The sequence below is a fragment of the Prochlorococcus sp. RS04 genome, assembly GCF_001989455.1.
In the GTDB taxonomy this organism is placed as follows: Bacteria; Cyanobacteriota; Cyanobacteriia; order PCC-6307; family Cyanobiaceae; genus Prochlorococcus_A.
In genome coordinates, this window is the sequence record NZ_CP018346.1 from 720,768 (window position 1) to 732,706 (window position 11,939).

Here is an 11,939-nt window from a genome sequence, read left to right on the forward strand (position 1 = left end):
AGATTCAATAATAAATGAACCAAAAAATACATAAAGTTGAAGTCAAATTTTCAATCAAGGAAATCTCCAAGGAGATATGGAATGAATTAACAAATGAAATCAATAATCCATTCTATGAATGGACTTGGCTTAAAAACCTTGAAATATCAAAAAGTGTCTCAAGAGAAACTGGATGGCAACCTCTATATTTTGTTGCTTATAAAAATGAAGAAATATTAGGAATTGCGCCACTTTTTTTAAAAAATCATAGCTATGGAGAATTTATTTTTGATCAATCCTTTGCAAGATTGGCTCAAGAGCTGAATTTAAATTATTACCCTAAATTAATTGGAATGAGTCCTTATAGTCCTGTAAATGGATATCAATTTCTTTATAAAAAAAATGAAGATAAGAAAGAAATTACAAATTTACTAATAAACCATATCGAAAGCTTTGCGATTACAAACAAAATTCTAAGTTGTAATTTTTTATATATTGACGAAAGCTGGGGCAACTATCTTAAATCTTTGGGATACCATAAATGGATAAATTCCAGCAGTGAATGGAGGAGTAATGGAGAAAAGACGTTTGATGATTTTCTTTGCAGATTTAACTCTAATCAGAGAAAAAATATCAAAAAAGAGAGGAAATCAATTACTAAACAAGATATTAAAGTAGAAATTTTTAATGAAGATGATATCAACCAAGAAATCCTCAAAAAAATGCATAATTTTTATGAACAGCATTGTTCTAGGTGGGGAGTTTGGGGAAGTAAATATCTAACATCTACATTTTTCGAAAAAATTGTTGCTAATAAAAAAAATATCTTACTTTTTAGCGCATCAAAAAATGATTCAAATGATATTTTTGCTATGTCGATGTGCGTTAAGAATAAAAAAAACTTATGGGGTAGATATTGGGGTACTCAAGAAGACATATCTAATTTACATTTTGAATTATGCTACTACCAGCCAATTGAATGGGCAATAAAAAATAATATCCATTTTTTTGATCCTGGAGCAGGTGGTAAACATAAAAGGCGGAGAGGTTTTTTTGCAAAAAGCACTATTAGCTTGCATAAGTGGTTTGACAAAAATATGGAAAATATAATTTATCCTTGGCTAAATGAAGTTAATAAACAAACCGAGAAGGGAATTGAATTTGAGAATAATTCTATACCCTTTAAATAAAAATTATATGGCTTTTATAAAGATTATATTAGTAATATAGTTTTTATTAACTTCTAATAATGGATTCAAGTCAAAGTTTAGATGAAAAAATAAAGATTGATAATAATCTATCTAACCGATATATAGACTTAGATCCAAACGGTTATTTCATTATAAAAGTAGATTTAGAAGAAAATAAAATAATTTTAGAGCACTTCCTAAATAATATTAATGATGAGGGATATGCGCTTGACCCAGAAACAAATGAACCAATTAAGTGCGACTCTCAAAATAAAAGAGTTTGTAATGAAGTTTTTGAAGGAATTAGTGCGAAACAACTTGGAATATTGATCACTGAAGAAAGAAATGACTTAATAACAAGATTCGATCATGCTCTATATTTAGGCCGGGAACTACAAAAAGCAGAAGAATGTTTATACAAAAAATTACCATATATCCAAGATTAAGAAATTAAACGAAAAAATCTAATCTTTTCATCTGATGTTAAATTAAATAAAAATAAAAAAATTAATGAACATCATCTTCTATTTTGCATTTATTGGTTTTGGTTTTGGAGCTGCTTTCGCATTAGATAAGCTCTTAAGAGCAGTTAAATTAATTTAAAAACTACAAAATTTTAATAATCTCTCCATACAAATCATATTCATCCGCAAAAGAAATATTTGCTTCAACAAATTTACCAATATAATTTTTCAAATCATTTTTAGTATTTATAGATAAAATCACATTTCCGTCAATTTCAGGAGAGAAATTGTAGGACCGACCTATTAATTCGTTGTTATCTGATATTTTTTCTACCAAAACTTTCATTTTAGAACCAACATATGCCTGATTTTTATCTTTAGAGATATTTTGTTGAACTGAAATAACATTATCTTTTCTTGCCTCTGCAACCTCTTGGGATACTCTATTTGGTAAATCAAAAGCTGCAGTTCCGTCCTCAGGAGAGAAAATAAACACTCCTACATGATCAAATTTGTGTCTATACAAAAATCCCAGAAGATGTTCAAAATGTTCTTTTTTTTCTCCTGGGAAACCAACAATGAGACTAGTTCTTAATACAGCAGATGGAATTTCTTCTCTAATTTTCTCCAAAATTGATTCATTCAAAGAAGCTTGCCAAGGCCTATTCATACTCTTCAAAACATCTGAATGACTATGCTGAAGTGGCAAATCAAAGTAAGGCACGATATTCTTTGAATCTTTGAAAGCTCTAATAACTTCATTAGTTAAACCTGTTGGATAAGCATAATGTATCCTTATCCATGGAATTGGAACTTTAGAAAGCTCATTCAAAAGTTTTGCTAATGATGGTTTTCCATAAATATCTTGACCATAATTAGTTGTTATTTGACTAATTAATATGATTTCTTGAATACCATTTTTTGCAAGACTTTTGGCTTCTGAAACTATAGATTCTATTGTTCTACTTCTTTGAGGACCTCTCAACTTAGGAATAATACAAAAAGCGCAATTATAGTTGCAGCCTTCAGCAATGCGAAGATAAGCAACAAATTTATTTTTATCTACAAAACGAGGCATTTCCTCATCTGCAATAAATTCAGGAATTTTTGAAACTTCATTAACGATTTCCCCTTTTTCTACTCTGTCTAAAACATTGGCTATTTTTTGATAATCTCCTGTTCCAACCAAACCTTTTATTTCAGGTATTTCTTTTATGAGCTCATCTTTAAAATGCTGAGCCATACAGCCTGCAACTATTACTTCCTTGCCTTGATTTGTATATTCTAGAATTTTTCTAATAGATTCTTCTCTAGCTGTTTCAATAAAACTGCAAGTATTTACAACAACAACATTTGCATCATTTATATTGCTTTCAACTTCATAACCCTCTCTATCTAATAAACCTTGCATATGTTCAGTATCAACAAGATTTTTCTCACAACCGACATGACTAAATGCAACCTTAGATAGTTTTTTTTCTTTTACAATGAGACTATTTTGTTTCACAACTTGAAAAATAAGAATTAAAAGATTTAAAAAGCATTTCGTATATAACTGTCATGCCTAGATAATATTAGGATAGATAATGTAAATAACAAACTTTCTTTTTGTATGGCCCTTAAGACTCTAAACAGAAGAAATAAAAAAGATTTGAAATGGCCAAAAATCATAATCGCAATTCTTAGCACTATAGGCATAGTTGATACAGGTTCGATTACTTTAAAAAACTGGGGATTATTTACTTCGCTTTCATGCCCCGGGATACAAAATGGTTGTGAAACAGTTTTAAATAGTCCATGGGGTACTTTATATGAAAATAATCAAGTTAATGTCCCTCTCTCATTAGCTGGATTTATAACATATTTTTCAATATTAGTTTTCACAATAATACTCTCGCTTAATTTAATTTCCCCAAAAGAAAAATTAAATAAGTTTTTATGGTGGTTAATATTTCTAATTTCTTGTGCGTCATCAACATTTAGCTTTTTATTGATAAATATAATGTTCTTTAAGATTCAAGCATATTGCTTTTTTTGTATACTTTCAGCAATTTTATCGTTTTCTATCTTTATAATTTCTATGATTGGAGCAAAGTTCGAAAGTAGAGAACCAATGATTTTTAGAGGTTTTATTGTAGCAATTAGTGTCCTGCTGGGGGGCCTAATTTGGTCAACAAATGTTGACCCCTCTAATGCTATTGATGTTGCAAACCCCACTGAAAATGTATCACCAATAATTACCACTTCAAGCTCTCCCCAGAAGATAAAATTTGCAAAATTTTTAAGTGATAACAATATTGTTATGTATAGTGCATACTGGTGCCCGCATTGCCATGATCAGAAACAATTATTTGGTAAGGAAGCAGTTAAAGAATTAAAAGTTGTTGAGTGTGCCAAAGATGGAAAAGATAATGAGTATGAGCTATGCCAAACGAAAGGAATCAGTGGATTTCCTTCTTGGGAAATAAATGGAGAAATTATTAGTGGCACGCGTGACTTAAATGAATTAGCTACAAAAACAAACTATCAGGGAGATCTTAATTTTTAATAAATCTTTTTTGAATTTTTTGATCTAACTGTTGTCTTGTATGGCATTCCCAATTTTTCTCTTTATCAGGGAAATCATCTCTATAATGCCCTCCTCTACTTTCTTCTCTAAATAGACAAGCTTTTAATAAAGTAATAGTAGTTATTTGTCTATTCTTTAAATCAAGTAAAAGATTTAATGCTCTTCTATTACGTTCACTGAGTTTTACTTTTTGATCAAATTTTATTTTTTCAAGACAATTTAGTAAATCATTTGTATTTAATTTATCTATATCATTTTGAATGCAATTTAAAAATTTACTCATATTTACCTTATTTCGAGATACACCTAAATTTAACCAACATAGTTTTCTTAGTTCATCAATTTTTTCAGCAATTATAGAAATTTGATCTTCTTTAGGATCTTCAATATCAAACTCTTGAAATGATCTATCAAGTTGTTCAAATTTAGAAAGGTCATTCAAAACAATTGAAGACATTTTTCTTGCGAAAACAAGACACTCCATCAGGGAATTACTTGCCAGTCTATTAGCACCATGCACACCTGTAGAAGCAACTTCTCCAACAGCATATAATCCTTTTCTTGTTGAAGATGCATTTAGATCAGTTTTAACACCCCCCATCCAATAATGAGCTGCAGGAGCTACGGGAATAACCTCATTTAAAGGGTTAACGCCATAATCCTGACATCGACTCAAGATCGTGGGGAAGCGCTCTACAATTTTTTCTGGATCAATATACCGAAGATCTAAGCCAACATGGTCTGCATTATTATCATGCATATTTTTCATAATTGCTCTACTTACCTGATCTCTAGTAGCTAGATCACGATTTTCAAGATTTTTAACAGGACTTTCACCATTTTTATCAACTAATATCGCTCCTTCCCCTCTAAGTGCCTCAGATATTAAGAAGCAAGGTGCACCATAAAATTTTAAAGCGGTTGGATGAAATTGCACGAACTCTAAATCTTCAATAGCAGCTCCTGCTTTCCATGCAAGAGCAATACCTTCACCAGAGGATTGAGCAGGATTTGTTGTATTTGTGAATAAGTGCCCACCCCCACCTGTAGCCAAAACAACAGCTCTAGATTTAATCCAATATAAATTTGCTCCATCAAGAACCTGAACTCCTCTACATTCTTTATTTTCAATGAGAAGTTCAGTTACTCTTACACCTCTACAGTGAAGAATATTTTTTTGATTCTCAATATGATCTTCTAGAACTTCAACTAATGCTCGTCCAGTACGATCTTTAACATGTAAGACTCTTCTTCGTGAATGGGCTGCTTCCAAGGTAGTAGCTAGTTGATCAGAACTTTGATCAAAAATCATCCCTAAATTCTGCAACCTTTCTACACAACCTGGAGCTTCTTTAACTAGCATTTCTACAGCTTGAAAATCACATAGTCCATCACCTGCTTTTAAAGTATCCTCAGCATGAAGATCAAATGAATCATCTTGTCTAACAACAGATGCAATTCCGCCTTGAGCCCATCTACTGGAAGATACCTTACTAGTATTTCTATTTAAAAGAAGCACTTTTAAACTTGAGGGTAATTCAAGACAAGTCATAAGGCCAGCAGCTCCAGCGCCTATAACGATTACATCCCAATTATCTATTGGTATCAGTTCTTGCGAAAATGGAGGCCTTAACATTAAACCAATCCACTAAAAGTTGGTTGCAGAATTGCTAAAACAATAAAAATACCATCAACAATTAATGTCGTTTGAACTACGTAACCAAAAACTAAGAGTGCTTTACCACTAGTAGTATTAATTGTGCCAGAATCTAAAATTTCTTTTGAAATAAACCAGAGTATAAGAGCAACAAAAACAATAATAGATAATGATTTTATTTGAATAAGACTCTCTGAAGTTTTTTGAAGAATCATGGGTGCATTTTCAGAATCTGCTGTAATTACCTGCTTCCATTGATCCATGATTCCGATTAAAAATATTGTAATATCAGTGACTGCGGTTCCAAATAAAGAAGAGATATAAAAACTTGAACCTATTTTCCAATTAGTACCAAATCCAATTAAAGCTAATGGGAGCACTACAGCTTCAACAGGTATGTGTAGGATAGGAAATGGGCTTAACCATCCCCAGAACAAACATCCACCAAGCCAACTACCTGATATACCAAGTAATAATGAACTGACAATAAACCACTTATTTGATCCTTTCTGATTCAAAACAATTGCCACTAAGGCAATAACAAAAGTAAAACAAAGAGCACTTATTGGTTCTAACCTAACCCAAGGTGCTTGAACAAAAATAGGTAAAATTACAAAAAAAGAAGACCACAATCTTAAAGATATAGGATTTGATAAAAAACTATTTTCGTATGAATCAACTTTCTTGTTGGATTCATAGTTGAATTTATCTTTTACTTCTAAATTTTTTGTAATTAATTCTTTCAATGAAAAAGGTAATTTTAATTAATCTAAATCGTGTTTTAGAAAACTGCGAATGCCATATTTTAATAAATAAAAGGCCCATAATTTAACACCTATATTTAGTTTTTTAAAAGTATTTAATACACTTTGAATCATATATAAGTTTAGAATAAATATAAATAAGAGTATTTGGCCTTAAATTGTGTGGCAAGAAATTAATTACAAGGAAGATCCCATTGATCTTTTGGTTCCTAATATTACTTATAAAATAAACCCTGCAGAAATTGAAAGTATTGAAGCTAATTCTATTGCTGAAGAAATCGGATTTGAAAAAGGTGATTCAATAATTAGTATTAATGGGAAAAAACCAAGAGATTTAATTGATTATCAAATTCTGATTAGTGAAGAAATTTTAGACATATCAGTTTTAGATAAAAATCATGAGATTCACAATATAAATATTGAAAAAGATCAAGACGTTAATTTAGGTATAAATTTTAAAGATGCATTATTTGATTCAATAAAGCAATGCAATAATAGATGTCCATTTTGTTTTATTGATCAACAGCCAAGTGGTAAAAGAAAAAGCCTTTACATAAAAGATGATGATTATAGATTAAGTTTTCTATATGGCTCTTATTTAACTCTTACGAATTTAAAAAAAGAAGACTGGGAAAGGATTGCTTTGCAAAAACTATCCCCACTTTTTATTTCAGTTCATGCTACTGATCCCGCCACAAGAGAAAAATTATTAAAAAATAAAAAAGCAGGAGTGATACTTGATCAAATTTCGTGGTTTGAAAAAAACTCTATTCAAATACATGCTCAAATAGTTGTTTGTCCAGATATTAATGATGGGGATATTCTTGAGAAATCAATTTTGGAACTTGCTGAATTCTACAAAAAAACCTCTCAAACAGTACTTTCAGTGGCAATAGTTCCTGTAGGACTTACAAAATTTAGACCAGAAAATGATGGATTGAAATCAATAAGCCCAGAATACGCCAAAAAAACTATTAAACAAGTAGAGAGAATTCAAGCCTCTCTACAAAATACTCTTGGGACTCGTTTTTGTTGGCTAGCAGACGAATGGTATTTAATTGCTGGGACAAACTTACCTAGTTACAAAACCTACGAAAATATGCCACAGGAATCCAATGGAGTTGGGACTATTAGAAACTTTCTAGAAACATTAAAAGAGAAGACTCAAAACCTACCCCAAAAAGTAAAAAAGCCAAAAAAAGTTAGTTGGATTGTTGGTAAATTAGTTTATGAAGCCCTAATTCCTACAGTTAAAAAATTAAACTTAATTAATGGATTAACAATTAATTTATATGGTTTGCCAAGTATTTATTGGGGCCAAGATCAAGTTGTTACAGGTCTTCTTACTGGAGAAGATCTAATTTACGGGCTGAAAAATAAGGATTTAGGAGAAGCTGTTTACATACCATCTATTATGTTAAAAATTAATACTGATTTATTTTTAGATGATAAAAATATTCAAGAAGTTGAGAATCAAATAAATACTAAAATTCACGTTCTTGATGATTCAAATGATATTATTAATACTTTGATTGGTTAATCGAATATTTTCGAAACTATAAAACATGCTTAGAAGAGTAATAAATCCTTTCTTATTATTGCCGCTTACATTAAGTATGAATACCTTTAATATTCTATCGAGCGAAACAAAAAATTACATTGATAATGTTTTAGAAGAAAAATCAAATACTACTTTTGTTGATTATCAAGAAATAGAAAAACTTGTATTAAATAATCAAGAATTAAAATCATTACAAAACTTAGTAGCCTCTGCAAGCTTTAATCTTTCCAGTCAAATTGCCAAAAGATACCCATCCTTAAATTTTCAAGCCAATGGGATACCAAAATATGTCGCAGGTAAAAATTACAGTAGCAGTTCAGCTACTTTAAAAACATCACAATTTACGGCTAATCCCTCCCTGAATATTAAATGGGATGTAATTGCCCCGCTAAGAGGATATGAAATTAAAATTGCCAAAACAAATTACAAAATTGCAGAAAATAATTATGAGATTAAGAAAAAAGATTTAATTCAAGAAGCAAGAATCAGATATCACAAATACAAAAAATCATATGAAGATATTCAAAATAAAAAATTCACACTTGATTTATCTATTACAAGTTTAGAAAATGCTAAAGCGAAGCTAGATGCTGGAATTGGTACAAAATTTGAAGTTCTTGAAGCAGAAGCTCAATTCTCTCGAGATCAACAATCACTTAATGAAAAGAAAATTGAACATGAAATTAATAAAATTTCTCTTAAAGAAATTCTTAATGTTAAGGGAGATTTCGAAACTAATAAAGAGCAAAACCTTATAGGGTTTTGGAATCATAAATTGAATAAAAATATTAATGAAGGTTTGGATAAAAATCTTTCCTTAAAAAATCTTATTCTTCAAAAATCAATCAAAAAGAGCCAAGCAGAGAGCTTTTTAGCTCAAAATAAGCCAAATATCTATATCAGTAATTCATTATCTAGTACATTTTCAAAGGGTGACTCTTTAGCAACTAATATCGACTCTGAAAAATCTGGATCTAATTATACAAATACCATAAGTCTAAATTTTGCATGGAGTATTTTTGATGGCGGACAAAATAAGAACTCTTACAAATCAAAAATAGCAGATGCAGAAGCCGAAAAATATACTTATGAAAATCTAAAAAATGTTTTAACAACAAATATTAGTAAAGCTTATTTAAATCTTAAATTAAATGAAGAAAAAATAATCTCTTCTCTCAAAGAAATTGAATCTAGCAAAGAGTCTGTAAGGCTTTCCAGACTTAGATATGATGTTGGAATATCAACTCTAAAAGATGTTCTTATTAGGCAAAGTGAATTAAGTAATGCGAAATCAAAAAATATTAATGCAATATATAATTACAATCTGAATATAGATGAATTAGAAAGATTAACTTTCCTTGCTAAAAGTAATAATTGTTTAGATAGGAATAATACTAAAATTAAGGATACAGAGTCTATTTGCAATATATAAAGATGAATCCACCAAATTTAACCAATAAGCAACTAAGTGAATTAGATTCTTTATTTGAATTGGTTAGTCAACGTCAAACAAAAGATTTTGGAAATATTAGTGCCAGCAATAAAGCAGATGGATCATTATTAACAAGTTGTGATTTATGGAGTGACAAAACAATCGTAGATGGCTTAGCTTCAATAGCTCCAGGTGAGGGCGTCCTTAGTGAAGAAGGGCAAAAGTTAATTCCAAATTCAAAAGCTTACTGGGTGGTCGATCCACTCGATGGGACAACAAATTTTGCTGCCGGTATTCCTTACTGGTCTATATCTGTAGCAAGGTTCGTTGATGGTAAACCACAATCTTCTTTTTTAATAATTCCTACATTGAAAAAAAAGTTTGTATCCATAAAAGGTGAAGGGGTTTGGTTGAATAACCAGCGAATAGATCCTAGACAAAATAATCGTCAAAGTGAGTGCATTTCATTATGTAGTAGATCAATAAAAATTTTACAAAAAAAACCAAATTCAGTATTTCCAGGCAAAATCAGACTCTTAGGTGTATCGAGTTTAAATCTTACGAGTGTAGCAATGGGACAAACTTTCGGAGCAATTGAATCAACCCCTAAGATATGGGATATTGCAGCAGCCTGGCTGCTATTAGAAGAACTCAACTGTTCTATAAAGTGGTTAGAAACAGATCCTTTAAATTTAGTGTCTGGAGAAGACTTGAGCAATGTTAATTTTCCATTAATTGCGTGTAGATCTATAGAAAAATTTGAAATTTTAAAGCCATGGGGCAATTTATTATTAGAAAAATAGTTGCATCATAAATAAAAAATTGCTTGAAAAATTTCTTAATCAGATACAATAAAAATTAAGTAAATAAATAAATATTTGAAGAAAATTAATATGCAGAGAAGTTCAACATGGATACTGAAAAGTTTATGGGGAGCTTGTGAGCGATGGAACAAATCTGATTGTGTTGATTTAAGCGCTGCATTTGCATACTACACACTTCAATCATTTTTTCCCATCCTTCTAATTTCTCTTTCAATAGCTTCATGGTTCCTAGGAAAACAAGAAGGATTAGATCAACAAATAATTGCCATTGCTGCTCAACTTTTACCTCCTTCAGTAGTTGAATTAGTAGAGACAACATTATTTAATTTGATAGATCAAGGTTTTGGAGCAGGAATTCTTGGGGCTATGTTTTTGCTATTTACAGCAGGAAATGCATATCTATCTCTTCAAAGAGGTTCGGATAGGCTCTGGGAGGACGAAATTCCTTCTAAAAAAGTTAATGCTGCTTGGAGAGTGCAAGCTTCGAAGTTTCTCCGAAATAGAGTTGAAGCCTTTTTGATAGTATTCTTTATTGGTTTTTTAATGGTACTAGATCAAATTAGTGCAAATCTTAGGATGATCCCAAGTAACGTTTTAGAAAATCTTTCAAAATCTAATAATCTAATTTCCGATTTACTATTAAAGTTGCCGTTATTACAAGTTGGTCAGTTTGCAATACCACTAATTGGCTTTTCCTTAATGGCTCTTTTATTACAAGCACTTTTACCCAGTAGAAAAGTACCATTGAAACCACTTTTGCCTGGATCTTTTCTTATTGGAATTGGCCTAACTACTTTGAACCTAGCAGTAAGTAAAAGTATTCTCTCACTTGGAGCAAGATTTCAAGCATACGGTTTTATTGGAGGTTTTCTTGTACTTACTTTGTGGGTATGGCTATTAGGAGTGATTTTATATTTTGGACAATGTTGGAGCGTAGTAATTGCTAATATGACTTTAGTAAATAAAAAAAGAAATCATAGATAAGGATAACTAAGGTGAATTATTTTCTTAAAGCAAATAAAAATCTTCTTACCTACTCATTAATAATACTTATCGTTATTCCAATTTTTGGATTAAACTTTTTCATTAGCTTTATTGGAAATATCCTACTTCTTTTATTTTTAATTCCTCTTCTATTATTAGCTTTAATGTTTATAGGTTTTAATTCTTTTAAATCTAAAATTAATACATGCAGTAATTGTGGAGCAATATCACTAGGTTTAAGTGAAACCTGCATGAATTGTGGGGCAGATTTAGAAAATATAAAGAAGAGTAGTCAATTAGATAAAAAACCTAGTGAAAGTACCATTGAAGTGAAAGCAGAAGAAGTAAAGTAAAATATTAACCAATTCCAATTTGTCTAAGAATACTTTGTCCAGTAATTAATTCAGTACCAAGACCAATCAAAATCCCCATCATAGCCATACGGCCATTCCAGGTTTCTGCAAAATTTACAAAGCCAAATCTTGGTTGATTGTCATTATTCATAATTAACTAGA

Annotated in this window: 13 protein-coding genes; 9 read left to right on the top strand and 4 right to left on the bottom strand. The window is 30.5% G+C overall.

Annotated elements, in window-relative coordinates; all coding sequences use genetic code 11:
• The first annotated feature begins 14 nt into the window (after window positions 1-14).
• The 3 genes from BS621_RS04185 to petL all read left to right on the top strand — a co-directional run bounded on the left by BS621_RS04185 (window position 15) and on the right by petL (window position 1,772).
• A complete protein-coding gene (locus BS621_RS04185) occupies window positions 15-1,169 on the top strand; it encodes a peptidogalycan biosysnthesis protein (RefSeq protein WP_077141925.1) in 1,155 nt (384 codons plus the stop codon).
• Window positions 1,170-1,228: 59 nt separating this feature from the next.
• A complete protein-coding gene (locus BS621_RS04190) occupies window positions 1,229-1,615 on the top strand; it encodes a DUF4346 domain-containing protein (RefSeq protein WP_077141926.1) in 387 nt (128 codons plus the stop codon).
• Between the two features lie 64 nt (window positions 1,616-1,679).
• Window positions 1,680-1,772, top strand: coding sequence for a cytochrome b6-f complex subunit PetL (gene petL / locus BS621_RS04195; protein WP_011375671.1), 93 nt, complete (start codon window positions 1,680-1,682; stop codon window positions 1,770-1,772).
• Window positions 1,773-1,775: 3 nt separating this feature from the next.
• On the opposite strand, the gene rimO is transcribed toward petL, so the two are convergent.
• Complete coding sequence (rimO, locus tag BS621_RS04200; protein ID WP_077141927.1) at window positions 1,776-3,140, bottom strand: 30S ribosomal protein S12 methylthiotransferase RimO; 1,365 nt, start codon at window positions 3,138-3,140, stop codon at window positions 1,776-1,778.
• A 105-nt stretch (window positions 3,141-3,245) separates the two neighbouring features.
• Here rimO and BS621_RS04205 point away from each other — a divergent pair, with 105 nt between their 5' ends.
• Entirely contained in the window at window positions 3,246-4,181 is a 936-nt protein-coding gene (locus BS621_RS04205; RefSeq protein ID WP_077141928.1) for a vitamin K epoxide reductase family protein, read from the top strand.
• Here the strand turns inward: BS621_RS04205 and nadB are convergent.
• Together nadB and BS621_RS04215 are read right to left on the bottom strand one after the other, a co-directional pair.
• Window positions 4,171-5,838, bottom strand: a complete 1,668-nt coding sequence (nadB, locus tag BS621_RS04210; RefSeq protein ID WP_077141929.1) for an L-aspartate oxidase — start codon at window positions 5,836-5,838, stop codon at window positions 4,171-4,173. The two genes, BS621_RS04205 and nadB, sit on opposite strands and share 11 nt — an antisense overlap.
• The gene (locus tag BS621_RS04215) at window positions 5,838-6,605 is read right to left on the bottom strand and encodes a DUF3120 domain-containing protein (protein ID WP_077141930.1); all 768 of its coding nucleotides are present in this window, start codon (window positions 6,603-6,605) and stop codon (window positions 5,838-5,840) included. The genes nadB and BS621_RS04215 overlap by 1 nt, the downstream gene beginning before the upstream one ends.
• 178 nt (window positions 6,606-6,783) lie before the next feature.
• On the opposite strand from BS621_RS04215, the gene BS621_RS04220 reads away from it, so the two are divergent.
• From BS621_RS04220 to BS621_RS04240, 5 genes are all read left to right on the top strand, one after another.
• Window positions 6,784-8,163, top strand: coding sequence for a TIGR03279 family radical SAM protein (locus BS621_RS04220; RefSeq protein WP_077141931.1), 1,380 nt, complete (start codon window positions 6,784-6,786; stop codon window positions 8,161-8,163).
• Window positions 8,164-8,188: 25 nt separating this feature from the next.
• The gene (locus tag BS621_RS04225) at window positions 8,189-9,616 is read left to right on the top strand and encodes a TolC family protein (protein WP_077141932.1); all 1,428 of its coding nucleotides are present in this window, start codon (window positions 8,189-8,191) and stop codon (window positions 9,614-9,616) included.
• Between the two features lie 2 nt (window positions 9,617-9,618).
• The gene (locus BS621_RS04230) at window positions 9,619-10,419 is read left to right on the top strand and encodes an inositol monophosphatase family protein (RefSeq protein WP_077141933.1); all 801 of its coding nucleotides are present in this window, start codon (window positions 9,619-9,621) and stop codon (window positions 10,417-10,419) included.
• Window positions 10,420-10,509: 90 nt separating this feature from the next.
• The gene (locus BS621_RS04235) at window positions 10,510-11,424 is read left to right on the top strand and encodes a YihY/virulence factor BrkB family protein (protein ID WP_025922022.1); all 915 of its coding nucleotides are present in this window, start codon (window positions 10,510-10,512) and stop codon (window positions 11,422-11,424) included.
• 11 nt (window positions 11,425-11,435) lie between these two features.
• Window positions 11,436-11,777, top strand: a complete 342-nt coding sequence (locus BS621_RS04240; RefSeq protein WP_077141934.1) for a hypothetical protein — start codon at window positions 11,436-11,438, stop codon at window positions 11,775-11,777.
• A 4-nt stretch (window positions 11,778-11,781) separates the two neighbouring features.
• On the opposite strand, the gene BS621_RS04245 is transcribed toward BS621_RS04240, so the two are convergent.
• On the bottom strand, window positions 11,782-11,928 hold the full coding sequence (locus tag BS621_RS04245) for a high light inducible protein (RefSeq protein ID WP_012006908.1): 147 nt from the start codon (window positions 11,926-11,928) through the stop codon (window positions 11,782-11,784).
• Window positions 11,929-11,939: the final 11 nt, after the last annotated feature.